The 23,326-nt window shown below is 63.2% G+C and carries 19 protein-coding genes and 1 pseudogene; 7 read left to right on the forward strand and 13 right to left on the reverse strand.

What is annotated here, in order from left to right; translation table 11 throughout:
* The 4 genes and pseudogenes from F1609_RS32525 to queA form a co-directional block, all read right to left on the reverse strand.
* A pseudogene (locus F1609_RS32525) lies at positions 1-471 on the reverse strand (protein translocase subunit SecD); the annotation flags it as partial.
* Positions 472-526: 55 nt separating this feature from the next.
* On the reverse strand, positions 527-805 hold the full coding sequence (gene yajC, locus F1609_RS32530) for a preprotein translocase subunit YajC (protein ID WP_229422181.1): 279 nt from the start codon (positions 803-805) through the stop codon (positions 527-529).
* Between the two features lie 327 nt (positions 806-1,132).
* Positions 1,133-2,272, reverse strand: coding sequence for a tRNA guanosine(34) transglycosylase Tgt (tgt, locus tag F1609_RS32535; protein WP_167081838.1), 1,140 nt, complete (start codon positions 2,270-2,272; stop codon positions 1,133-1,135).
* A gap of 12 nt (positions 2,273-2,284) precedes the next feature.
* Positions 2,285-3,307 (reverse strand): tRNA preQ1(34) S-adenosylmethionine ribosyltransferase-isomerase QueA, encoded by a 1,023-nt coding sequence (gene queA / locus F1609_RS32540; RefSeq protein ID WP_167081840.1) that lies wholly within the window; start codon positions 3,305-3,307, stop codon positions 2,285-2,287.
* Between the two features lie 114 nt (positions 3,308-3,421).
* On the opposite strand from queA, the gene recG reads away from it, so the two are divergent.
* Complete coding sequence (gene recG, locus F1609_RS32545) at positions 3,422-5,473, forward strand: ATP-dependent DNA helicase RecG (protein WP_167081842.1); 2,052 nt, start codon at positions 3,422-3,424, stop codon at positions 5,471-5,473.
* Between the two features lie 151 nt (positions 5,474-5,624).
* On the opposite strand, the gene F1609_RS32550 is transcribed toward recG, so the two are convergent.
* Genes F1609_RS32550 through pyrC form a run of 3 tightly spaced genes read right to left on the reverse strand, consistent with a single transcriptional unit; the run spans position 5,625 to position 8,462 of the window.
* Positions 5,625-6,608 (reverse strand): Gfo/Idh/MocA family protein, encoded by a 984-nt coding sequence (locus F1609_RS32550; RefSeq protein WP_167081844.1) that lies wholly within the window; start codon positions 6,606-6,608, stop codon positions 5,625-5,627.
* Between the two features lie 9 nt (positions 6,609-6,617).
* Complete coding sequence (locus F1609_RS32555) at positions 6,618-7,409, reverse strand: DUF3025 domain-containing protein (protein ID WP_167081846.1); 792 nt, start codon at positions 7,407-7,409, stop codon at positions 6,618-6,620.
* Between the two features lie 3 nt (positions 7,410-7,412).
* The gene (gene pyrC, locus F1609_RS32560) at positions 7,413-8,462 is read right to left on the reverse strand and encodes a dihydroorotase (RefSeq protein ID WP_167081848.1); all 1,050 of its coding nucleotides are present in this window, start codon (positions 8,460-8,462) and stop codon (positions 7,413-7,415) included.
* 158 nt (positions 8,463-8,620) lie between these two features.
* On the opposite strand from pyrC, the gene F1609_RS32565 reads away from it, so the two are divergent.
* Positions 8,621-8,890 carry a prevent-host-death protein gene (locus tag F1609_RS32565; protein ID WP_206752981.1) on the forward strand — a complete coding sequence of 90 codons (270 nt, stop codon included), beginning with the start codon at positions 8,621-8,623 and terminating at the stop codon, positions 8,888-8,890.
* Between the two features lie 45 nt (positions 8,891-8,935).
* On the opposite strand, the gene F1609_RS32570 is transcribed toward F1609_RS32565, so the two are convergent.
* The gene (locus tag F1609_RS32570) at positions 8,936-9,661 is read right to left on the reverse strand and encodes an amino acid ABC transporter ATP-binding protein (protein ID WP_167081852.1); all 726 of its coding nucleotides are present in this window, start codon (positions 9,659-9,661) and stop codon (positions 8,936-8,938) included.
* Between the two features lie 207 nt (positions 9,662-9,868).
* Between F1609_RS32570 and F1609_RS32575 the strand changes: the two genes are divergently transcribed.
* From F1609_RS32575 to F1609_RS32585, 3 genes are all read left to right on the forward strand, one after another.
* The gene (locus F1609_RS32575; RefSeq protein ID WP_167081854.1) at positions 9,869-11,128 is read left to right on the forward strand and encodes a dicarboxylate/amino acid:cation symporter; all 1,260 of its coding nucleotides are present in this window, start codon (positions 9,869-9,871) and stop codon (positions 11,126-11,128) included.
* 120 nt (positions 11,129-11,248) lie between these two features.
* Positions 11,249-12,538 carry a metal-dependent hydrolase family protein gene (locus F1609_RS32580; RefSeq protein ID WP_167081856.1) on the forward strand — a complete coding sequence of 430 codons (1,290 nt, stop codon included), beginning with the start codon at positions 11,249-11,251 and terminating at the stop codon, positions 12,536-12,538.
* Between the two features lie 201 nt (positions 12,539-12,739).
* The gene (locus F1609_RS32585; RefSeq protein WP_370661700.1) at positions 12,740-13,780 is read left to right on the forward strand and encodes a type II asparaginase; all 1,041 of its coding nucleotides are present in this window, start codon (positions 12,740-12,742) and stop codon (positions 13,778-13,780) included.
* A 33-nt stretch (positions 13,781-13,813) separates the two neighbouring features.
* On the opposite strand, the gene F1609_RS32590 is transcribed toward F1609_RS32585, so the two are convergent.
* Both F1609_RS32590 and F1609_RS32595 read right to left on the reverse strand, forming a co-directional pair.
* Complete coding sequence (locus F1609_RS32590) at positions 13,814-14,371, reverse strand: hypothetical protein (protein ID WP_167081860.1); 558 nt, start codon at positions 14,369-14,371, stop codon at positions 13,814-13,816.
* A 114-nt stretch (positions 14,372-14,485) separates the two neighbouring features.
* The gene (locus tag F1609_RS32595; RefSeq protein WP_167081862.1) at positions 14,486-16,306 is read right to left on the reverse strand and encodes an ABCB family ABC transporter ATP-binding protein/permease; all 1,821 of its coding nucleotides are present in this window, start codon (positions 16,304-16,306) and stop codon (positions 14,486-14,488) included.
* A 62-nt stretch (positions 16,307-16,368) separates the two neighbouring features.
* On the opposite strand from F1609_RS32595, the gene F1609_RS32600 reads away from it, so the two are divergent.
* Both F1609_RS32600 and F1609_RS32605 read left to right on the forward strand, forming a co-directional pair.
* Entirely contained in the window at positions 16,369-16,830 is a 462-nt protein-coding gene (locus F1609_RS32600) for an acyl-CoA thioesterase (RefSeq protein WP_167081864.1), read from the forward strand.
* A gap of 8 nt (positions 16,831-16,838) precedes the next feature.
* On the forward strand, positions 16,839-18,404 hold the full coding sequence (locus F1609_RS32605; protein WP_167081866.1) for an alkaline phosphatase D family protein: 1,566 nt from the start codon (positions 16,839-16,841) through the stop codon (positions 18,402-18,404).
* A 23-nt stretch (positions 18,405-18,427) separates the two neighbouring features.
* Here the strand turns inward: F1609_RS32605 and F1609_RS32610 are convergent, their stop codons facing one another.
* The 3 genes from F1609_RS32610 to F1609_RS32620 all read right to left on the reverse strand — a co-directional run bounded on the left by F1609_RS32610 (position 18,428) and on the right by F1609_RS32620 (position 23,324).
* On the reverse strand, positions 18,428-20,116 hold the full coding sequence (locus tag F1609_RS32610; RefSeq protein WP_167081868.1) for a long-chain-fatty-acid--CoA ligase: 1,689 nt from the start codon (positions 20,114-20,116) through the stop codon (positions 18,428-18,430).
* Positions 20,117-20,342: 226 nt separating this feature from the next.
* Positions 20,343-22,025, reverse strand: coding sequence for a long-chain-fatty-acid--CoA ligase (locus F1609_RS32615; protein WP_167081870.1), 1,683 nt, complete (start codon positions 22,023-22,025; stop codon positions 20,343-20,345).
* Between the two features lie 240 nt (positions 22,026-22,265).
* Positions 22,266-23,324 (reverse strand): aminopeptidase, encoded by a 1,059-nt coding sequence (locus F1609_RS32620; protein ID WP_167081872.1) that lies wholly within the window; start codon positions 23,322-23,324, stop codon positions 22,266-22,268.
* Between the last annotated feature and the right edge of the window lie 2 nt (positions 23,325-23,326).

The following is a 23,326-nucleotide window of genomic DNA, read 5'->3' on the forward strand; positions in this document are numbered from 1 at the left end:
CTTGATCTTGGTTTCGGTGGTCGCCGCCACGTCGACCTGCATCAGGAAGTGCACGCCGCCGCGCAAGTCCAGGCCCAGATTCATTGGCAGCGCGCGCAGCACCTGCATCCAGTGCGGGGTGTTCTTCACCAGGTTGACGGTGACGATGTAATCCGGTTCAGCGGGGTTGCGGTTCAGGGCGCGTTCGAGCGCCAGCTTGGCCTTGAACTGGGCGTCGGTGGTGGCGAAACGCGCACGCACGGACGTACTGTTTTCATTCCCGTCCAGTGCCACGCCATCGTGCGCGATGCCGGCCGCCTTGAGGGCGGCTTCGACCTGTTCGCTCGTCGCGTTGGTGATCTTGAGGATCGAACTGCCGGTCGTCACCTGCAGCGCAGGCGATTCGACGAAGTAGTTGGGCGCCGTGTACAAGGCACCCAGCAACAGCGCAATGACGATGAGAATGTATTTCCAGACGGGATAGCGATTCATAGTGTTCCAGCGTTCAATGTTGAGCAGTCAGGCGGCACGGGGCCGCGCGTCGGGCTTACAGGGACTTCAGCGTGTCTTTCGGCAGCAGCGTGGTGATCGAACTCTTCTGCACAACGATCGGGGTGTTGGCGGCGATGTCGATGGTGACATAGCTGTCGCTGACCTTGACGACTTTGCCGAGGATGCCGCCGGCGGTGACGACTTCATCGCCCTTGGCGAGTGCGTCCATCATCGATTTCTGCTCTTTGGCGCGTTTTTGCTGGGGGCGGATCATCAGGAAATACATGACCACGAACATCAGAATCAGGGGCAGGAAGGTGCTCATATTGCCCATCAGACTGGTATCGGCGGCAGCAGGGGCAGCTTGCGCATAAGCGTTGGAAATAAACACGGGAGACTCCGATATTGAGGTTAGTTTCGTTAAAAAATCAGCGCTGTATTCTAGCACCGCATGCTGCGGGGTAGCCAATTTGGCCTATGTGACTGCCAACTTCATTTTTGCAAGCGGGCGGGAGTTATTTATTTTTGAACAACAAACGCGCATTTCCCACACCGCCTTTATTGTAAAACCGGGGACAGACCCCGGTTTTACAACAACTGGGCACTGCACTGGCACAGGAAAAGTTGCATAACCGGGGTCTGTCCCCGGTTTTGCAACTAATTAGACACCCCGTGCGCGGCCGGCGTTGAATTCGAGGCGGAAGGCGTGGAAACGGTCGGCGTCGATGGCGTCGCGCATTTCGCTCATCAGCTTGAGGTAGTAGTGCAGGTTGTGGATCGTGTTCAGGCGCGCTCCCAAAATCTCTTTCGAGCGGTGCAGGTGGTGCAGGTAGGCGCGCGAGAAGTTCTTGCAGCAGTAGCAGTCGCAGCTCTCGTCGAGCGGCCCCTGGTCGTCCTTGTAGCGCGCGTTCTTGATCTTCACGTCGCCAAAACGCGTGAACAGCCAGCCGTTGCGGGCATTCCGGGTCGGCATGACGCAGTCGAACATGTCGATCCCGTTGGCCACGCCGGCGACCAGGTCTTCCGGCGTGCCGACGCCCATCAGGTAGTGCGGCTTGTTGGCCGGCAGGCGCGGGCCGACGTGCTCCAACATGCGCATCATGTCTTCCTTCGGCTCGCCCACCGACAGGCCGCCGATGGCGATACCCGGGAAATTGATCTCTTCCAGCCCGGCCAGCGACTCGTCGCGCAGGTTTTCGAACATGCCGCCCTGGACGATGCCGAACAGCGCGTTCGGGTTTTCCCCTTGCGTGAACTCGTTCATCGAACGCTGGGCCCAGCGCAGCGACATGCGCATCGAGGTCGCAGCTTCCACCGAGGTGGCCGGACGGCCGTCGATTTCGTAGGGTGTGCATTCGTCGAACTGCATGACGATGTCGGAATTGAGCGCGCGCTGGATCTGCATCGAAATCTCGGGCGAGAGGAACAATTTGCTGCCGTCGATGGGCGAGGAAAACTTGACGCCCTCCTCGGTGATCTTGCGCATCGCGCCGAGCGAAAACACCTGGAAGCCGCCGGAATCGGTCAGGATCGGCTTGTCCCAGCCCATGAAGCCGTGCAGGCCACCGAACTTATTGAGCACCTCGGTGCCCGGGCGCAGCCATAGGTGGAAGGTATTCCCCAAAATGATCTGCGAGCCGACCTCTTTGAGTTCGACCGGCGACATCGCCTTGACCGAGCCGTAGGTCCCGACCGGCATGAAGATCGGGGTCTCGATGACGCCGTGATTGAGCGTGAGGCGGCCGCGCCGCGCGTGCGACAGGCCGCTGGTGTCGGTCTTGAGAAGTTGGAAGTCGAGCATGGTTGGTCCGGTCTACTTGTTGTCGGTCGTGAGCAGCATGGCGTCGCCATAGCTGAAGAAGCGGTACTCGCTGGCGATGGCGTGCGCATAGGCGCCGCGGATGGCCTCATACCCGGCAAAGGCCGACACCAGCATCAGCAGGGTCGATTTGGGCAGGTGGAAGTTGGTGATCAGGCGCGTCACCGTTTTAAAGGTGTAGCCGGGCGTGATGAACAGGGCGGTGTCGGCGCTGCCGGCCACCAGTTCGCCCGACTGCGAGGCCGATTCGAGCGCGCGCAGGCTGGTGGTGCCGACCGCCACGACATCGCGCCCGGCCGCCCTGGCGGCGCGCACGGCGTCCACGGTTTCCTGCGGCACGGTGTACCACTCGGTGTGCATCTTGTGCTCGGCCAGCGCTTCGACCCGCACCGGCTGAAAGGTGCCGGCGCCCACGTGCAGGGTCACGTAGGCGAAATTGACGCCCCTGGCCTTGAGCGCGGCCAGCAGCGCCTGGTCGAAGTGCAGGCCGGCGGTGGGCGCGGCGACTGCGCCCGGCTCGCGCGAATACACGGTCTGGTAGCGCGTTTCGTCGAATTCGTCGGCATCGTGTTCAATATAAGGCGGCAGCGGCAGGCGCCCGTGCGCTTCGATCAGCTCGAACACGTCGCCGTCGAAGACGAGGGTGAAGAATTCGCCGGCGCGCTCGCCCGCGGTGACGTCAAAGGCGTCGGCCAGGCGGATGCGGTTGCCGGGCTTGGGCGACTTGGAGGCGCGCACCTGGGCCAGCACGGTGCGGCTGTCGAGGATGCGTTCGACCAGCACCTCGACGTTGCCGCCGGTTTCCTTGACGCCGAAAAAGCGCGCCTTAAGCACGCGCGTGTCGTTCATCACCAAGAGGTCGCCGGGGGCGAGCAGGCCGACGATGTCGGCAAACTGGCGGTCGACAATGGCGGTCCCGTCCAGGTGCAGCAGGCGGGAAGCGCTGCGGTCGGGCAGCGGTGTTTGCGCGATGCGCTCGGCGGGCAGGTCGAAATCGAAGTCGGAGAGCGAGTACATTCTGCTAATTTTGTAAAAAAAGGGGTCAAGAGCCGTACAATAAGGGCTCACGCGTGCAGGGCAACCCTCTATTTTACCCGCTTACGCACCGCCGTTGCTTCACCTTGCTTCAATATGCCGCCGACCAAACCGAAAACGCCACCGAAAACCAACGAAAGCAAGCTCGCCAAGCTGGGCCTGCACACCGACATGGACCTGGTGCTGCACCTGCCCATGCGCTACGAGGACGAGACCGTCGTGGTGTCGATCCGCGAAGCCTGCCTGCGCGGCGGCCATGTGTCGCAGGTCGAGGGGGTGGTCACGAAAAACGAGATCAGCTTCCGCCCCAGGCGCCAGCTGCTGGTGACCATCGCCGACGCCAGCGGCGACCTGCTGCTGCGCTTCATGAATTTTTACGGCAGCCAGGTCAAGCAACTGGCCGAGGGCACGCGCGTGCGCGCCCGGGCGGAACTGAAACACGGCTTCTTCGGGGCCGAGATGGTGCATCCGACCTACAAGGTGATTAACGAAGGCGCGCCGCTGCCGACCGTGCTCACGCCCGTGTATCCGTCGGGCGAAGGCTTGTCGCAGGCGATTTTGCGGCGCGCGATCGCCGACGCGATGAAGCGCATCGACTGGCATGACACCCTGCCGCCGGCGCTGCGCGCAGAGATGAACCTGACCGATTTCGAGCCGTCGGTGCGGCTGCTGCACTATCCGCCGCAGGAAATCGACGCCCATTCGCTGGTGGAGCGCTCGCACCCGGCCTGGATCCGCATGAAGTTCGACGAACTGCTGGCGCAGCAGCTCTCGCTCAAACGCGCGCAGCGGGCGCGCCGGGTCAAGGGGGCGCCGGTGCTCAAGGCGATCGGCGAATTGTCGGAGGCGTTTCTGGGGCAGCTGCCGTTCAAGCTGACCGGCGCGCAGCAACGCGTGCTCAAGGAAATCCGCGCCGACCTGAAAAACGGCTATCCGATGCAGCGCCTGTTGCAGGGAGACGTCGGCAGCGGCAAAACGGTGGTGTCGGCGCTGGCCGCCGCGCAGGCGATCGACAGCGGCTACCAGGCAGCCCTGATGGCGCCCACCGAAATCTTGGCCGACCAGCACTTCCGCAAGATCGCCGGCTGGATGGAGCCGCTCGGCGTGAAAGTGGCGTGGCTCACCGGCAGCCTGAAAAAGAAGGACAAGCTGGCCGCCACCGCCATGGTGGAGTCGGGCGAGGCGCAGCTGGTCATCGGCACCCACGCGCTGATCCAGGACACGGTGCAGTTTGCGAAACTGGGGCTGGTGATCGTCGACGAGCAGCACCGTTTCGGCGTCGGCCAGCGCCTCACCTTGCGCAACAAGGGCAGCAACGGCAAGACCCCGCACCAGCTGATGATGTCGGCCACGCCGATTCCGCGTACCCTGGCGATGACCTATTACGCCGACCTGGAAGTGTCGATCATCGATGAACTGCCGCCGGGGCGCAGCCCGATCGTCACGCGCGCGATCGACCAGAACCGGCGCGATGAAGTCATCGAGCGGGTGCACGCGGCGGCGCTGGAGGGACGCCAGATTTACTGGGTGTGTCCGCTGATCGAAGAATCGGAAGCGCTGCAGTTGCAGACCGCCACCGATACCCACGCCATGCTGGCCGAGGCGCTGCCCGATTTGCAGGTGGGGCTGGTGCACGGGCGCCTCAAGGCGGCCGAGAAGCAGGAGGTGATGGATGCCTTCACCGCCAACGAGGTGCAGGTGCTGGTGGCTACCACCGTGATCGAGGTGGGGGTCGATGTGCCGAATGCGTCGCTGATGGTGATCGAGCATGCGGAGCGTTTCGGCTTGTCGCAGCTGCACCAGTTGCGCGGCCGGGTGGGACGCGGCTCGGCGGCCAGCGTGTGCCTGCTGCTGTATCAGAGCCCGCTGGGGCCGATCGCCAAGCAGCGCTTGATGACCATGCGCGAGACCACCGACGGATTCGAAATCGCGCGCAGGGACCTGGAGATTCGCGGGCCGGGCGAGTTTTTAGGAGCGCGCCAGTCGGGCCAGGCGATGCTCAGGTTTGCCGACCTGGAAACCGACCAGTGGCTGGTGGAACAGGCGCGCGACGTGGCGCATAACCTGATTCATGAGGCGGTCGATGATGTGGTGGAGGCGCATCTGGCGCGCTGGCTGGGTGGTAAGGAAGAATTTCTGAAGGTGTAGGGCTGCTGCCGCCAAATTTTATCGTTTCACTCCAAACCGTCTTTCCCGCGAAGGCGGGAATCCATAGCACTTGGGCTAAGCGGAGGTGCTATGAATTCCCGCCGAGTGCCGCCTTGGCGCGGGAACGACGGGTGGTGATGGCAGCACGACGCTACAAGTCCGACGGATAGCGCAACCCGATCTGCCCGCGAATCGTATCGAGCACCCCCATCAGATGCAGCGTTTCGTCGAGCGGCATGCCCGGGCTCTCCAGCAGCCCTGCTTTCAGACAGCGCCCCACTTCCATCGCCTCGTGCACATAGCCGTTGCCCAGGTACGGCGTGTCGATCGTGCGCGCGCCGTCCGCAGTGGTCACGGTCACCGACTGCGCCCGGTGGAACATGGTGTTCATGCGCACCTGGCCGAGCGATCCGGACACGGTCAGCTCCGCCGGCGTTTTGGCCCTGAGCGAGCAGCTACACACCGACATGGCGCCGCCTTCGTGCTTGATGGTGAAGCCGGTCTGGATATCGACGCCGGTCTCGCCGATGACCGCCATGGCCTGCACCTCGGCCACCGGCCCAAGCAGCGCGGCCGCAATCGAGAGCGGGTAAATCCCCAGGTCGAGCAGGCCGCCGCCGCCCAGTTCCGGATTGTTCAGGCGGTGCAGCGGGTCTTGCGTGCCCGCGAAACCAAAATCGGCGGTTACCTGGTGCACGGTGCCGATTTCGCCCGACGCAATGATGCGTCGCACTTCGGCCAGCGCCGGCATGAAGCGGGTCCACATCGCCTCCATCAGGAACAGCTTCTTCTCGCGCGCCAGCGTCACGATCTGTTCGGCCTCGCGCCGGTTCATGGTGAAGGGCTTCTCGCACAGCACGCCCTTGCCGCCACCCAGCGCCATGACGGCATTCTCGACGTGCATCGGGTGCGGAGTGCCGATGTAGACGACATCGATATTCGGCGCCTCGGCCAACGCCTGGTAAGAACCGTAGCTCTCAAGCGCGCCGAACTCGGCGCCGAAGGCTTGCGCGCTTTCCAGGCTGCGCGAGGCCACGCCGGCCAGCACCGCGCCAGGTGTGTCGCGCAAGGCGGTGGCAAACGCGCGCGCAATCTTGCCCGTGCCCAGAATTCCCCAACGTACCGCTTCAGTCATGTGTTCTCCTCAAACGACCCGCTTGGGCCGAAATACCGTGGTGTCGGCGTAAAACGCGTGGTCCTGCCCTTCCCACCATCCCGGCACGCCAAGCACCGGCAAGGGGGTAAAGCAGGCAGTGCTCAATCCTTCGTGCGCCAGTTCGGCGGCGACTTTCCGGTCGATCCAGGCGCGCCGTTCGTCGTGCGCCAGCGCGAAGTAATCGTCGCCGGCCAGCACCACGCGCGTGTGCGCGGTGATCGCCTTGCGCGGCGCGACCAGCTTTTCCATCAGCGCGTGCCCGAACAGCCAGACTTCGGCGTCCGGCCCAAAAGCGCCACGCCGTTCGTATAGTGCCTCAATCCAGCCGTGCGCGCGCAGGGCGGCCACCAGGCGCGCGCCCTGGCCGCCGGCGCGCGCCACCAGCAGCGCCGAGTTTTCGTCGAAAATGGTGGCGCCGTCGCGCGCCGCGCCACGCGACTTGCCCACCCCGGCCAGCGCAATCTGCGCCGCCTGCAGGGCGTTCAATTGCTGTTTGATGCGCGGGAAGGTCAGCCACACCAGGCCATTGAAGAAGTCGTGCAGGTTCTCGCGCGTGGGCACGCAGCCGGTGGCGCCGATGAATTCTTCGTAGGCGCGCCCGTCGGGCAAGTCATCCTGCGGCACGAAGCGCAGCGGCAGGCCGCGCTGGTTGACCAGCGCCAGCGGCGCGGCAGCCGCGTTCAGGGCGTCGGCCACGCAGTGGACGCCGACCGGCAGGCGCGCAAACGCGGGGCGCACCGCGTCGTACCACGGGCGCGCCCAGTCAATCTGCGGCAGCATCGCTTACAGCAGTTTCCAGTTAATCTGCTCGCCGGCGTTGAGCGGCGCCAGGGTGGAATCGGCCATCGGCACGGTTTGCGGCAGGGTCCAGGCTTCGCGCTTCAAGGTCACCTGGTCGGTGTTGCGCGGCAGGTCGTAGAAGTCGGGGCCGTGGAAGCTGGCGAAGGCTTCGAGCTTGTCGAGCGCGCCGGCGCGTTCGAACGCTTCGGTGTACATCTCCATCGCGTGCAGCGCGGTGTAGCAGCCGGCGCAGCCGCACGAGGTTTCCTTGGCGCCCACCGCGTGCGGGGCCGAGTCGGTGCCGAGGAAAAAGCGCTCGTCGCCGCTGGTGGCGGCCGTCATCAGCGCCAGGCGGTGTTCTTCGCGCTTGAGCACCGGCAGGCAGTAGTAATGGGGACGAATGCCGCCCTTGAAAATCTCGTTGCGGTTGTACAGCAGGTGGTGCGCAGTGATGGTAGCGGCGATCGGGCCGTCGGCTTCGGCCACGTACTGGGCCGCGTCCTTGGTGGTGATGTGCTCGAACACGATTTTCAGTTCCGGCATGTCGCGTCGCAGCGGACGCATGACGCGCTCGATGAACACCGCCTCGCGGTCGAACAGGTCGATCTCCTGGTCGGTCACTTCGCCGTGCACCAGGAAGGGCATGCCGACTTCCTGCATCACTTCGAGCGTCTTGTAGCAGCGCGCCAGGTCGGTCACGCCGGCATCGGAATTGGTGGTGGCGCCGGCCGGGTACAGCTTGACGGCGTGGACAAAGCCGCTGTCCTGGGCACGGCGGATTTCTTCCGGGTCGGTGTTGTCGGTCAGGTAGAGCGTCATCAAAGGTTCGAAGCGCATGCCGGCCGGCAGCGCGGCCAAAATACGCTCGCGGTAGGCCTGGGCCATGGCGGTGGTGGTCACCGGGGGTTTGAGGTTCGGCATGACGATGGCGCGGGCGAACTGGCGCGCGCTGTGCGGCAGCACGCTGGCCAGGGCGGCGCCGTCGCGCAGGTGCAGGTGCCAGTCGTCGGGACGGGTGATGGTGAGACTCTGGGGGGTATCGATGGTGGACATGGCGGCTTTCGGAAAACGGATGCGGTATTTTAACCTCCGCAGGCAAGCAATCGCTCATGCTTCCTCCAAGAAACATAGCGCACGTTTGAACATGCTGCTTGCATCTGCTTTGGGAGCTTGAGATATTGACGTTTCAAACGCTACGCATGGAATCCACCTTGAAAGCTGCCAACTTCCGCTCTCTACAGATCATGCCCGATGTGCACAAAGTCGCCCAACGCACCTCGGAAAGCGGCGAACCCCTGTCCGGCTTTGCCGCGCAATCGGTGCGGCGACACATGCGGCAGCGCCGTCACCAGCGCCGCTTTATCGAACGCGGCCTGGCCTCGCGCGACGCTGCCCTGCATGGCGGCGAGTATTACAGCGCCAACGATGCGCTGCGCGATCTCGATGACATACTCGCCCAAGCTGAGGCCAAATTGACCTAACCATGTCTCGCTGATACGCGGGCGGCACCAAGCGCGCCGCCACGCTTAATGAATGATCCGCGCCAAAAACTCGCGCGCCCGCTCGGAACGGGGCGCCGTGAAAAATTCCTGGGTCGGGCTGTCTTCAACAATCCGGCCGTGATCCATGAACAAAATGCGCCCGGCCACCTTGCGCGCAAAGCCCATTTCGTGGGTGACGACCATCATGGTCATGCCTTCCTGCGCCAGGCCGACCATCACGTCGAGCACTTCGTTGATCATTTCGGGGTCGAGCGCGGAGGTGGGTTCGTCGAACAGCATGGCAATCGGGTCCATCGACAGGGCGCGCGCGATCGCCACGCGCTGCTGCTGCCCGCCAGATAACTGGCTGGGGTATTTATCCTGCTGCGCCAGCAGGCCGACCCGGTCCAGGTACTGCAAACCCTTGGCGGTCGCTTCCTCCGGGCTGCGGCCAAGCACGCGGGTCTGGCCGAGTGTGAGGTTGTCGCGTACCGACAGGTGCGGGAACAGCTCGAAATTCTGGAACACCATGCCGATGCGCGCGCGCAGGGCCGACAGGTCGGTTTTCTTGTCGCCCACCGAGACGCCGTCGACCCGCACTTGCCCCTCCTGGAACGGTTCGAGCCCGTTGACGGTCTTGATCAGGGTCGACTTGCCGGAGCCGGACGGGCCGCAAATGACCACCACGTCACCCTTGCCCACGGCGGTCGTGCAGTCGGCCAGTACCTGGAACTGGCCATACCACTTGCTGACATTTTTTAGTTCGATCATGTTGTTTTTCGTCTGTTCTGGTAGAGGAGGTGCGAGCTTGACAGCACCTGCGCCCCCTAGGATACTGCGGAACTTGCCAAGAAAATCATCACCACACTGGCTGGTTCGCTCACAAAATACCGCTATTTTGCCCGAGAACGCAGGGAGACCAGCTTTCAGCTGCTCGCTGACGACGCCGAATCGACTCAAATACAGGATGCACAGCCCATGAACCAGAAAAATCGCCTTACCCTTTACATCCTGCTGGCACTCGTGCTCGGGGTGGTGATCGGGTATGTCATCAACGTCAGCACGCCCAACCCGGCCGCTTTTGCCGAATACATGTCGCTGGTGACCACGCTGTTCCTGCGCCTGATTAAAATGATCATCGCGCCGCTGGTGTTCTCGACCCTGGTGGTCGGTATCGCCAAAATGGGCGACGCCAAGGAAGTCGGCCGCATCGGCGCCAAGGCGCTCGGCTGGTTCGTGATCGCCTCGATCCTCTCGCTCTCGCTCGGCCTGATCCTGGTCAACCTGTTCCGCCCAGGCGACGCCATGGTGGCGCACCTGCCGCCGGCCGGCGCGGTGTCGGGCATCGTTACCACCAGCCTGACCTTGAAAGAATTCGTCACCCACCTGGTGCCGTCGTCGATCGTCGATGGCATGGCCAAGAACGAAATCCTGCAGATCGTGATCTTCTCGCTGTTCTTCGGCACCGCCGCAGCGGCGGTCGGCGCACGCGCCAACCCGATGATCGAAGCCATCGACGGCGTGGCCCACGTCATGCTCAAGGTGACCGGCTATGTGATGAACCTGGCCCCGATCGCGGTGCTGGCCGCGGTGTCGGGCATTATCGCCAAGAGCGGGATCGGGATCTTGTCCACCTACGGTATCTTCATGGGCGAGTTCTACCTTGCCATCCTGGTGCTGTGGGTGGCGCTGACGATTGCCGGCTTCATCTTCCTGGGCCCGCGCGTGTTCGCCCTGCTGCGTGAAGTGCGCGAACCGACCATCCTGGCGTTTTCGACCGCGTCGTCCGAGGCGGCTTTTCCAAAGACCCTGGAAGGCCTGGAGCGCTTCGGTGTACGCAACCGCATCGCCGCCTTCGTGCTGCCGATCGGTTATTCGTTCAACCTCGATGGCTCGATGATGTACTGTACCTTTGCCACCATCTTCATCGCCCAGGCCTACGGGATCGAGCTGTCGCTGTCGACCCAGCTGACCATGATGCTGGTGCTGATGCTCACCTCCAAGGGCATGGCCGGCGTGCCGCGCGCCTCGCTGGTGGTGATCGCCGCCACGCTCGGTCAGTTCAACATTCCCGAGGCGGGCTTGCTGCTGTTGCTGGGCATCGACCACTTCCTCGACATGGCGCGTTCGGCCACCAACGTGATCGGCAATGCCATCGCCACGGCCGTCGTGGCCAAGTGGGAGGGCGAATTGAGCGACCCGGGCTTGGTCGAACCGGCCACCTCGCCGCTCAAGTAACCGGCAACGCGCACAGGGCGGAAAAGCACAGCTTTTCCGCCCTGTGCGTTTGGGGTCCTGACTTTGCCGGATCGATTTCGTGTATGCTCTTTTGCCATCATTCCTCTCGGGAGACCCGCAATGCTCAAGCTGTCCGCCATCGGTATTTTGCTCGCTTGCGGTAGTGCGCAAGCCGCCACCCAGACCGTCGATTGCGGACGCCTGCTCGATGTGAAAACCGGCGCCTGGCGCGAGAAGGTGAGCATCGTCGTGGAAGACGGCAGCATCAAGTCGGTCGGGCCGATGGGCGCTAACCCGGCAGCGGGCCACATCGACCTGTCGGCCCACTCCTGCCTGCCCGGCCTGATCGACATGCACGTGCACCTGACCGGCGAAACCCAGAAGCAGGCCGACGCCCTGCGCGACGCCATCAGCCTCAATCCGGCCGACCATGCGTACCGCTCCGTCATCTTTGCCGAGCGCACCCTCAAGGCCGGATTTACCACCGTGCGCGACCTGGGCGCGAGCGATGGCCTGAACGTCTCGCTCAAGCGCGCCATTGCGGCCGGCAGCATTCCGGGGCCGCGCATGTTCACCTCGGGGAAGTCGATCGCCACCACCGGCGGACACGCCGACCCGACCAACAATTTTTCGCACCGCCTGAGCCACGCACTGGGCACGCCCGGCCCCAATGAAGGGGTGGTCAACAGCGCCGAGGGCGCGCGTGAAGCGGTGCGCGCGCGCTACAAGGAAGGCGCGGACCTGATCAAGGTCACCGCCACCGGCGGCGTGTTGAGCCAGGCCCGCAGCGGCCAGAATTCGCAGTACACCGAAGACGAACTGCGCGCCATCATCAGCACCGCCAAGGACTACGGCTTTCGCGTGGCGGCCCATGCGCACGGCACCGAAGGCATCAAGCGCGCGCTGCGCGCCGGGATCGACTCGATCGAACACGGCACCATGATGGATGATGAAACCATCGCCCTGTTCAAGAAGCACGGCGCCTGGTTCGTGCCCACCATTTCGGCCGGCCGCTACGTGACCGACAAGGCCAAGGAGCCGGATTACTATTCGCCGCTGGTGCGCCCGAAAGCGGCCGCCATCGGCCCGCAGATCCAGGCTACCTTCGGGCGCGCCTACAAGGCGGGCGTGAAGATTGCCTTCGGCACCGATGCCGGCGTGTTCCCGCACGGCGAAAACGCCAAGGAATTCGCCTACATGGTCGAAGCGGGCATGCCGCCGCTCGAAGCGATCCGCGCCGCCACCCTGAACGCCGCTGCCCTGCTCGACCAGGGTACGCGCTTAGGTTCCGTGGAAGCGGGCTACGCGGCCGACATCATCGCCGTCACGGGCGACCCGCTGCGCGACATCGCGCTGATGCAGCAGGTACGCTTCGTCATGAAAGAGGGCGTCGTCTACAAACAACCATAAGGGACCCCGAATACCCTACTGCGCGGCGCAATTTTCGTTCTGCGATGCTCACCGTACGTTCGTACGGCTCCGCTTCTCGGACGCAACTTGCGCCGCTCGCTACGGGTCTTCGAGGCCCCCAAAATCACATCGTCAAACGAAACCCAAGGAGAACCCATGCTGTACCAGAAAACCACGCGATCGATGATCGCCCTCTTCGCCATGCTGGTGGCGGTGACCAGTGCGGTGCAAGCCGAAACGGCGCAGCCGAAGCTGGCCAACGTGACCATCCTGGCCACCGGCGGCACCATCGCCGGCACGGGCGCGAGCAGCACCACCACGGTCGGCTACACCGCCGCCACGGTGGGCGTGCAGAACCTGATCAAGGCGGTGCCGGAACTGGGCAAGGTGGCCAACGTCACCGGCGAGCAGGTATTCCAGATCGCCAGCGAGAACATGAGCAACGAGCATTGGCTCACGCTGGCCAAGCGCGTCAACGTGCTGCTGGCGCAGAACAATGTCGATGGCGTCGTCATCACGCACGGCACCGACACGCTGGAGGAAACCGCGTACTTCCTCAGCCTGGTGGTCAAGAGCCGCAAACCGGTGGTGCTGGTCGGCGCAATGCGTCCATCGACCGCGCTGTCGGCCGACGGCCCGATCAACCTGTATAACTCGGTGATGCTGGCGGCCAGCCCGGAAGCAGTCGGCAAGGGCGTGCTGGTGGCGATGAACGACCAGATCCAGTCGGCGCGCGATGTCACCAAGGTCAATACCTCGACCCTGGACAGCTTCCGCACCAGCGAACTCGGTTTGCTCGGGTATATCCAGGGCAGTAAACCATTCTTCTATCGCCAGTCGCTGCGCAAGCACACCACCGAGACCGAGTTCGATATCGGCGCGTTGCAGTCGCTGCCGCAGGTCGACATCGTGTACGGTTACGCGAACATGAATCCGGTGGCGGTCGACGCCTTCATGGCCGCCGGCGCCAAGGGCATCATCCACGCGGGCGTGGGTGACGGCAGCCTGGCCGGCAAAGTAGTGCCGTCCTTGAAAGCGGCACGCGCCAAGGGCGCGATCATCGTGCGCGCCAGCCGCGTGGGACAGGGGATTTTGGCGCGCAACGGCGAAGCCAATGACGATCAGCTGGACTTCGTGGCGGCCGATACGCTCAACCCGCAAAAGGCGCGCATCCTGCTGATGCTGGCGCTGACCAAAACGAACAGCACCAAGGAAATCCAGCGCATGTTCTACACCTACTAACTGCTTCATGGGCGGGCGCCACGCGCCCGCCATTCACTTCGGTCCGTCGATCTGGAGCATCCCCGCTCGCACCATCTCGGCATTTGCCTTGGCCAGCACCCGCGCGTACGCCGCATTCCTCAACTTCAGGCTCACGCACCTGATATCCCCCGACCTGAACTCCTGCTTGATCGCGCCCAGGCTGACGGGCTGATAGTAGGAACGCTCCCCGCCGTCTTTCTCGCGCAGGTAAAAGTAGCCGCCGGTCGCGATCGCGGCGATGATGGCCGACGCGTAAAACAGATTCTCCGACACGAACTCCGGCAAACCGGACGCGCTCAGCACCAACACCAGGAACAGCGCGGCGCACACCATGCACGCGGTCAGGAACTTGGCCATCGAGTTCTTGCGCACGCGCGCGGCGCTGCCCTTGCATTTGCCACAGTAGGGAAAGGTCTCCAGGAGCGTGAGCTGGGTGCCCGCAAACAGCATGAAGCGGGTGCGCCGCATCGGCGTCTCATACAGGTTCAGGTCACCGGAGGCGCCGCAGTTGCAGCAGTTATCGAGCGGGGTGGTGAGATTTAACTCGATGGTTTGTTCGATGCTGATCATATTTTCACGGAGATGGGATGCCAGCAGACATTCTCCGTGGAAATATTTGTTGTGTAAATACTTTTCGCCATGCGTACGGCGACCACGGGCAGCCGTGCAACAGTCGCGATGCCCTTACTCCACGGCTTCTTCGTCCTGCTTCGCCTGCTGCCGTTCCCACATCTGGGCATACAGGCCGTTCGCCGCCAGGAGGGCGTAATGCGTTCCGCGCTCCACGATGCGGCCGTGATCGAGCACCAGAATTTGCTCGGCGTCGGCCACCGTCGAGAGGCGGTGCGCAATCACCAGGGTGGTGCGGTTCTTCGCGATTTCCTTCAACTGCGCCTGGATCGCCTGTTCGGCCTTGGAGTCGAGGGCGGAAGTGGCTTCGTCAAAAATCAGGATCGCCGGGTCCTTGAGCAGGGTGCGTGCAATGGCCACGCGCTGCTTTTCGCCGCCCGACAGCTTGAGTCCGCGCTCGCCCACCATGGTGGCGTAACCGTCCGGCAGCGTTTCGATGAAGTCGTGGATCGAGGCCGCGCGCGCGGCGGCGATGATGTCGTCCTTGCCCGCTCCCGGTTTGCCGTAGGCGATGTTGTATTCGATGGTGTCGTTGAACAGCACCGTATCCTGCGGCACGATGCCGATCGCCCGGCGCAGCGATTCCTGGGTGAGCTTGCGCAGGTCCTGGCCGTCGATGGTGATTGCACCGCTGTTGACGTCATAAAAACGGAACAGGAGGCGCGACAAGGTCGACTTGCCTGAGCCGCTGTGGCCCACCACGGCGGTGGTGGTGCCGGCCGCGATCGTGAAATCGACATCGAACAGGATCTGGCGCTTCGCTTCGTAGCTGAAGTTCACGTTCGAGAACGCGACTTGCGCGCCGTGGGTGGCCAGGGTCTTGGCGCCCTTGCTGTCGGCCACTTCGCGGTTCTGGTCCAGCAGCGAGAACAGGCGCTCCATGTCGGCCAGGCTTTGCTTGATTTCGCGGTAGATCACGCCAAGGAAGTTAAGCGGAATGTACAGCTGGATCATGAAGGAGTTCACCAGCACCAGGTCGCCCAGGGTCATGCTGCCGGCGATGACGCCTTCGGTCGCGCGCCACAAAATCAGGGTGACGGCGGTGGCGATGATCAGCGACTGGCCGGTGTTGAGGACCGAGAGCGAGGTTTGCGACTTGACGCCGGCGTTCTCGTAGTTTTTCAGGCCTTCGTCGTAGCGCGCCGCTTCGTAGTCTTCGTTGCCGAAGTACTTCACGGTTTCGTAGTTGATCAGCGAGTCGATGGCCTTGGTGTTGGCCTTGGAATCGAGGTCGTTCATGGTGCGCCGGAAGTGGGTGCGCCAGTCGGTGACGATGACGGTGAACGCAATGTAGGTCACCAGCGCCACGCCGGTAATGGCGCTGAACCAGATGTCGTAGTGGGTCACCAGGTAGCCCAGCACCAGGGTGATCTCGACCAGGGTCGGCAAAATGTTAAACAGGGTGTACGAGATGAGCGAGCTGACGCCGCGCGTGCCGCGTTCGATATCGCGCGTCATGCCGCCGGTCTGGCGGTTCAGGTGAAAGCGCAGCGAGAGCGCGTGCAGGTGGCGGAACACGCGCAGCGCGATGGTGCGCACGGCGCGCTGGGTGACGCGCGCGAACAGGAATTCGCGCAGCTCGGTAAACACGGTGGTCGACAGGCGCAGCAGGCCGTAGGCGACCAGCGCGCCGAGCGGCAGCACCAGCAGCGCCTTCGGGTTCGACGGATTGATGGTCAGCTGGTCGATCAGCTGCTTCATCACCAGCGGCACGCCGACGTTGGCCAGCTTGGCCGCGATCAGGCAGCCCAGCGCCGCCATCACGCGCCATTTGTAGACCCACAGGTAGGGAATCAGGGTCTTTAAGGTGCCCCAGTCGCTGCGGCGCGGGACGTTCGGGTCGACGGGAGGCGGGGGTGAAGAATGACGGCGCATGGCGGAGCTCGGGGATTTGTGGTTCAATTCCGGTCGATTGTAGCCCTTCAAGAGATTTTACGATGACCACGCCAGAAAACGCCGTACCTGTTCCCACTCCCGCGCTCTCCCCGCGAGGTCTCCCAGCCGGCAAGATGCCCGAGCTGCGGGTCATGCCCGCGCCGTCCGACGCTAACGTCTACGGCGATGTGTTCGGCGGCTGGATCATGGCGCAGGTCGACATTGCCGGCTCGCTACCGGCCACGCGGCGCGCCAACGGACGCGTGGCCACCGTTGCGGTGAACTCGTTCGTCTTCAAAAACCCCGTGTTCGTCGGTGATCTGCTGTCTTTTTATGCCGATATCACCAAGGTCGGAAACACTTCGATCACCGTGTATGTGGAAGTTTACGCCGAGCGTAACCGCCTGCAGGCCAACACCGTCAAGGTGACCGAGGCCACGCTGACCTATGTGGCCACCGGCGACGACCGCAAGCCGCGCAAGGTGCCGGCGCTCGATGAGCTGATGTTCCCGCAAGAGCGCTAGGCGGAACCTTGGACGCGCCGCGCCGCCTCTTTTTACAGCATGCGGCGCTTGCCGCCGGCGGCTTTGTGCTGCCGGGTGCGCACGCGCGTCCCCCAGGCACGGCCTATCCTTTCAGCCTGGGGGTGGCCTCGGGCTCTCCCCTGCCCGATTCGGTGGTGCTGTGGACGCGTATCCTGAACGACCCGTTAAATGCCGCAGCCACGCCGGCGGTCGCCTTTGCGGTGCGCTGGGAAGTGGCGCACGACCAGGCGTTTACGCGCATCGTGGCCAAGGGCACGGCCAGCGCGCTGCCGGCGCTGGCGCACAGCGTGCACGTGGACGTGCGCGGCCTGGAACCGGCACGCTGGTACTGGTACCGCTTCATGCTGGGCGACGCGGTCAGCCCGGCCGGGCGCACCCGCACCGCACCAAAGCCAGATTCCATGCCGGCCGCCCTTAAACTGGCGGTGGCCTCATGCCAGCACTGGGAATTCGGCAGCTACGCCGCGCACCGCCACATCGCCGCCGCCGCGCCGGACCTGGTGGCGTTTTTGGGCGACTATATCTACGAGTGGGGGCCTTACCAGTTGGCGCACCCTGCTTCGGCCGTGCGCAGGGCGGAATCATTCTCGCTGGCCGAGTATCGCGCGCGCTATGCGCAGTACAAGAGCGACGCCGATTTGCAGGGTGCGCACCTGGCGGCGCCCTGGATCGTGACCTGGGACGACCACGAGGTGGGCAATGATTACGCGGGCGACCGCGACGAACGGCTCGACGCCGGCTTTGCGCTGCGGCGCGCGGCGGCCTACCAGGCGTTTTATGAGCATATGCCCCTGCGGCTGGTGCTGGCGCGGCCGGGCGACTACGGCGGCATGCGCATGTACCAGCGCTACGACTGGGGGCGGCTGGCGCGCTTTCATGTGCTGGACGACCGCCAGTACCGCGCCACGCATGCGTGCGGGCCGGCGGGACGGGGCGGTTCGAGTTCGGTCACGCGCGCCTGTGCGGCGCTGCGCGACCCCGCGCGCACGATGCTGGGGCGCGAGCAGGAAGCATGGCTGGCCGAGGGCTTCCAAACGTCCAAGGCGCGCTGGAACCTGATCGCGCAGCAGACGCCGATGGCGCAATCGAGCCAGCTGCCGATTGCCAAACCGGGCGATGGGCGCTTCTGGAACGATGGGTGGGATGGCTATCCGATGGCGCGCCAGCGCCTGTTCGATGCGCTGGGCAAAAGCGGCGCGGCCAATCCGCTGGTGCTGGCCGGCGACGTGCACACGTTTTATGCGTCGGATTTGCAGAAGGACTTCAACCGGCCGGCCTCGAAAGGCAATCCGGTGATTGCGACCGAGTTTTGCGGGACCTCGGTGACATCGAGTTCACGGCCGCAGGCGCGCACCTTGCAGTACTTGGAGATGAACCGGCATACCAAATACGGCCGCAGCGACAAGCGCGGTTTCATGCTGATGGATGTGACGCCGGAGAAGACCACGACCGTATTCGTCGGCCTGGACGACGTGCGCAACGCGCAGTCGGGCAAGGCGACCCTGGCGACGTTTGAAGTCGCCAACGGAAAAGCGGGAGCGCGCCAGGTGTAAGTTACTTGGCGCCTCCCCTGATATTACGCCGTCACGACCGGCGCCGGATCGCGCAGTTCGCGGCGCAGGATCTTGCCGACGTTGGTCTTCGGCAGATCGGTGCGGAACTCGATGTACTTCGGCTTTTTGTAGGCAGTGAGCTGCTCCTTGCAGAAGTCGAGCAGGTCTTCCGCCGTCAGGTTCGGGTCCTTGCGCACCACGAACAGCTTGACCGCTTCGCCCGAGTTATGGTCCGGCACACCGATGCACGCGCATTCGAGCACGCCCGGATGCGACGAGATCACGCTTTCGATTTCGTTGGGATAGACGTTAAAGCCCGACACCAGGATCATGTCCTTCTTGCGGTCGACGATCTTGGTGTAGCCCTTGTCATCCATGATGCCGATGTCACCGGTCTTGAAGAAGCCGTCGGCGGTCATCGACTTGGCGGTTTCGTCGTCGCGCTTCCAGTAGCCGGCCATGACCTGCGGGCCGCGGATGCCGATTTCACCGCGCTCGCCCAGCGGCACGTGGTTGCCGTTGTCGTCCAGGATGGCGATGTCGGTGGAGGGATACGGCAGGCCGATCGACCCGGTGAATTCCTTGATGTCGCAGCGGTTGGCGGTGGCCACCGGGGACGTTTCGGACATGCCGTAGCCTTCGATGATCGGGGTGCCGGTCAGCTTGAGCCAGCGGTCGGCCACCGACTGCTGCACCGACATGCCGCCGCCGTTACACACCTTGAAGCTGGAAAAATCGAGCTTGGCGAATTCGGCGTTGTTGAGCAGGCCGTTGTACAGGGTATTCACGGCCGGGAAAACATTGATGCGGTATTTGCCCAGTTCCTTGACGAAGCCAGGCATGTCGCGCGGGTTCGGGATGAGCACATTCATGCCGCCCAGGCGCGTGGACATCAGCGCGCACACGGTGAGCGAATAGATATGGTACAGCGGCAGCGCGCACATGAATTGCAGCTGCTGTCCCTTGGGCAGGGTGTCGAGGGTCGGCTGCAGCCAGGCTTCGTTCTGCAGCACGTTGGCGATCACATTCTTGTGCAGCAGGACCGCGCCCTTGGACACGCCCGTGGTGCCGCCGGTGTACTGCAGGAACGCGATGTCGTCGTGGCCGAGCGTGGCGGGGGCGAGAGTCAGGTGCGCGCCTTCCGAGATCACCTTGTTGAACGGGACCGCATCCGGCAGCGAGAACGCCGGCACCAGTTTTTTGACCTTGCGCACCACCAGGTTGACGATCATGCCTTTCAGGGGGCCGAGCAGGTCGCCCATGGTGGCCATGATGACGTGCTTGATCTGGGTCTTGGCCAGCACTTCCTGCACTGTGTGGGCGAAGTTTTCCAGCACGACGATGGCTTCGGCGCCCGAGTCGATCATCTGGTGCTGCAGTTCGCGCGGGGTGTAGAGCGGGTTGACGTTGACGATCACGTAGCCGGCGCGCAGCGCGGCGGCCATGGCCACCGGGTACTGCAGCACGTTGGGCAGCATGATGGCCACGCGCGCGCCGGGTTTGAGGCCGCGGCTTTGCAGCCAGGCGCCCATCTGCGCCGACATGCGGTCCAGTTCCGCGTAGGTGATGGACTTGTCCATGCAAACGTAGGCCTTGCGGTCGGCGTACTTGCGGAAAGCTTCTTCCAGCAGGTGAGTGAGCGAGCGGTATTGCGTGTAATCGATTTCCGCAGGAACGCCCTCCTGGTACGACTTAAGCCAAAACTTGTCCATCTATGCCTCGTCTTTTCTACTCTAACTGTTCGGAACCTCGAAAAACCTACTGCGCGGCGCAATTTTCGTCCTGCGATGCTCACCGTACATTCGTACGGCTGTGCTTCTCGGACATAACTTGCGCCGCTCGCTACGGTTTTTCGAGGTCCCCTCTGAATGCAAAAGACCGCCCGCAGGCGGTCGTGCCGCTAATTCATTGGATCGGGAACGTTACCGTTACCGCCGCTTACGCTACGTGTTTTTCATCGCGCAGCACGCGGCGCAGGATTTTCCCGACATTGGTTTTCGGGAGCTCGCTGCGGAATTCGATGTACTTCGGCTTTTTATAGCCGGTGAATTCCTGCTTGCAGTAAGCCATCAATTGTTCGACCGTCAGGGTCGGGTCCTTGCGCACCACGAATACCTTGACCGCTTCGCCGGAATGCTCGTCCGGCACGCCGACACAAGCGCATTCGAGCACGCCGGGGTGCTTGGAAATGACTTCTTCAAGTTCATTCGGGTAGACATTAAAGCCCGAGACCAGGATCATATCCTTTTTGCGGTCCACGATTTTTATCATGCCGTGCTCGTTCATGATGCCGACGTCGCCGGATTTGAAGAATCCATCGGCCGTCATGACCTTGGCCGTTTCGTCCGCACGGTTCCAATACCCGGCCATCACCTGCGGGCCGCGAATCGCGATTTCGCCCGGCTCGCCCAGCGCCACCGGATTGCCGGCATCGTCGAGAATCGCCACGTCGGTCGACGGCACCGGCATGCCGATGGTGCCGGTGAAGTCAAGCAGGTCGGAACGGTTGCAGGTGGCCACCGGCGCGGTTTCGGACAGGCCGTAACCTTCGATGATGCAGCTGCCGGTGACTTTTTTCCATTTGTCGTTGACGATCTGCTGCACCGCCATGCCGCCGCCGTTGGAAATCTTCAGGGCCGAAAAATCGACCTTGCCGATATCGGGATGGTTCAGCAGCGCGTTATACAGGGTATTGACCGCCGGGAGCATGTTGATCTTGTATTTGCACAGTTCCTTGATAAAGCCGCCGATATCGCGCGGATTGGGAATCAGGATATTCAGGGCGCCCACGCGCATGCCCCACATGGCGCAGCAGGTCAGTGCAAAGATATGGTACAGCGGCAGCGCGCAGACAATCACCACCTGCTCGACCACGGGCGCCTTGACCAGCGCCGGCTGCGACCAGGCTTCGCTTTGCAGGACGTTGGCGATCACGTTGCGGTGCGTCAAAGTCGCGCCTTTCGATACGCCGGTGGTGCCGCCCGTGTACTGCAGGAAGGCGACGTCGGTGGCGCTGGCCTTGACCGGGGTAAAGGTCATCTTTTCGCCCTGCGCCAGCACCTCCTTGAAACGCACGGTGTTGGGCAGCGAAAACGCCGGCACCATTTTCTTGACGTTGCGCACGACAAAATTGACGATTACGCCTTTGACGCCGCCGAGCATCTCGCCCATGCTGGCCACCACGATGTGCTTGACCGGGGTTTTGGTGAGGACTTGTTCGAGCGTATGGGCAAAGTTTTCCAGGACGATGATCGCTTCGCTGCCGGAATCGGTGAGCTGGTGCTCCAGCTCGCGCGGGGTGTACAGCGGGTTGACGTTGACCACGGTGTAGCCGGCGCGCAGGATGGCGGCGATGGCAATCGGATATTGCAACACATTGGGCATCATCACGGCCACGCGCGCACCCCTGGACAGGCCGCGGCTCTGGAGCCAGGCGGCCATGCGTTTCGAATACTGGTCGAGCTCGCCGTAGGTGAGGAATTTGTCCATGCAGACGTAGGCGTTGCGCGTCGCGAATTTCTTGAACGATTCGTCAAGTAATTGAACTAATGAGCCGTACTGGTCGGGGTCGATCTCCGCAGGGACGTTCGCGGGATAGGATTTCAGCCAAATCTTGTCCATATGTGTGCCTCAGTCTCAGAATATTATCGTTATGTGGGTTCGGCGCACATTGCCGACCAGTATCTTTGCGCTCAAGAAAATAAACCGAGCGTGCGCTTTATTACGCTGTCTGTGATGCTATCGGGCGATGCGCTCCGATGCAAGCGCTTTTGCTGCTATTTAAGACAGGCTTGATGCACCCACCTTTTGGTGCGGTGCCGCAACACCCATTGGTATGGCAGAAAAGTTGCCGGCGTTTGTTCAGGCGCCGGCGAGTGCTTTCAGGCGGCGGTGGCGCTCGTCGCGCTCGAGTTCGGCCAGGGCCCTGGCGGCGGCGTAGAAACGGGGGAAAGTTTTCTCGCGCGCCAACAGGGCGCGGAAGGCGGGAATGAAATCGTTGTAGGTGGCGATCGATGCCAGATGCGCGTTGGAGAGTGGTTCGGCGAAGAAACGGTCGTAGCCGGCGTACCCGCCCCAGCTCGCCTTTAGCAGCTGGTAGTCGTCCTGCAGCTTCTGGAACAGGCGGGCTTTGGCGGCGCGTTTTTCGGCCACGCTGATCTTCGAGGCATAGGCTTTTTCCAGCGCATCGCGGCAGCCCAAGAGCAAGGACAGGAATTGCTTCTTGCGCGCCGAAATCTTGAGGTAGTTCTCGCGCATGGTCTCGTTACCGTAACCGCTGAGCCAGCGTTCCACGCCGGCCTCTTCTACCGCGCTGGCGAAAGATTCGTTAAATTGCGAGTCGCCGGCCACGTAGACCACCTGATGCGACAGTTCGTGGAAAATCAGGCGCGCCAGTTCGGCGTCGGGATAGTGGATGAAGGTGGAAATGAGCGGGTCGTTGAACCAGCCCAGGGTCGAGTATGCCGGCACGCCGCCGACCGAGACATCGTTGCCTTCTTCGCGCAGCACGCGCGCATATTCGGTGGCGTCTTCCTTGCTGTAGTAGCCGCGGTAGGTGACGCAGCCGGCCACCGGGAAGCACCACTGGATCGGTTTGAGCGACAGTTCCGGCGCGGCCACCACATTCCACAGTACAAAGGGCCGGCTCAGGGCCGCGTAATTCTTGTAGCTGTTGTTGTCGGGCAGGCCCAGTTCCTTGACGGCAAAGGTGCGGATCTGGCGCGCCGTGGCCAGGCGCACGCGCAGCTTGGCGTCGGTGGCGTTGTCGTTCAACCAATCGTCGATGGAGCGCGCGTCCGACAGCAGGGTCAGCTGGCCCTGGGCCGCCTGGCGGTAGTAATTCAGACTGGAGCAACTGGCCAGCAGCAATGCCGCCGTGCCTGCGATCAGGCCGTTGCGGGCCCGTCTGCTGAGTTTCATCC

The sequence above is a fragment of the Massilia aquatica genome, from assembly GCF_011682045.1.
Taxonomy (GTDB): Bacteria; Pseudomonadota; Gammaproteobacteria; order Burkholderiales; family Burkholderiaceae_D; genus Telluria_A; species Telluria_A aquatica.

Excerpts from the sequence above, each read along its gene's own strand:
- yajC (WP_229422181.1), bottom strand. The coding sequence starts at position 805 with ATGGGCAATATGAGCACCTTCCTGCCCCTGATTCTGATGTTCGTGGTC.
- tgt (WP_167081838.1), bottom strand. The coding sequence starts at position 2,272 with ATGCTCGACTTCCAACTTCTCAAGACCGACACCAGCGGCCTGTCGCAC.
- queA (WP_167081840.1), bottom strand. The coding sequence starts at position 3,307 with ATGTACTCGCTCTCCGACTTCGATTTCGACCTGCCCGCCGAGCGCATC.
- recG (WP_167081842.1), top strand. The coding sequence starts at position 3,422 with ATGCCGCCGACCAAACCGAAAACGCCACCGAAAACCAACGAAAGCAAG.
- F1609_RS32550 (WP_167081844.1), bottom strand. The coding sequence starts at position 6,608 with ATGACTGAAGCGGTACGTTGGGGAATTCTGGGCACGGGCAAGATTGCG.
- F1609_RS32555 (WP_167081846.1), bottom strand. The coding sequence starts at position 7,409 with ATGCTGCCGCAGATTGACTGGGCGCGCCCGTGGTACGACGCGGTGCGC.
- pyrC (WP_167081848.1), bottom strand. The coding sequence starts at position 8,462 with ATGTCCACCATCGATACCCCCCAGAGTCTCACCATCACCCGTCCCGAC.
- F1609_RS32570 (WP_167081852.1), bottom strand. The coding sequence starts at position 9,661 with ATGATCGAACTAAAAAATGTCAGCAAGTGGTATGGCCAGTTCCAGGTA.
- F1609_RS32575 (WP_167081854.1), top strand. The coding sequence starts at position 9,869 with ATGAACCAGAAAAATCGCCTTACCCTTTACATCCTGCTGGCACTCGTG.
- F1609_RS32580 (WP_167081856.1), top strand. The coding sequence starts at position 11,249 with ATGCTCAAGCTGTCCGCCATCGGTATTTTGCTCGCTTGCGGTAGTGCG.
- F1609_RS32585 (WP_370661700.1), top strand. The coding sequence starts at position 12,740 with ATGCTGGTGGCGGTGACCAGTGCGGTGCAAGCCGAAACGGCGCAGCCG.
- F1609_RS32590 (WP_167081860.1), bottom strand. The coding sequence starts at position 14,371 with ATGATCAGCATCGAACAAACCATCGAGTTAAATCTCACCACCCCGCTC.
- F1609_RS32595 (WP_167081862.1), bottom strand. The coding sequence starts at position 16,306 with ATGCGCCGTCATTCTTCACCCCCGCCTCCCGTCGACCCGAACGTCCCG.
- F1609_RS32600 (WP_167081864.1), top strand. The coding sequence starts at position 16,369 with ATGACCACGCCAGAAAACGCCGTACCTGTTCCCACTCCCGCGCTCTCC.
- F1609_RS32610 (WP_167081868.1), bottom strand. The coding sequence starts at position 20,116 with ATGGACAAGTTTTGGCTTAAGTCGTACCAGGAGGGCGTTCCTGCGGAA.
- F1609_RS32615 (WP_167081870.1), bottom strand. The coding sequence starts at position 22,025 with ATGGACAAGATTTGGCTGAAATCCTATCCCGCGAACGTCCCTGCGGAG.
- F1609_RS32620 (WP_167081872.1), bottom strand. The coding sequence starts at position 23,324 with ATGAAACTCAGCAGACGGGCCCGCAACGGCCTGATCGCAGGCACGGCG.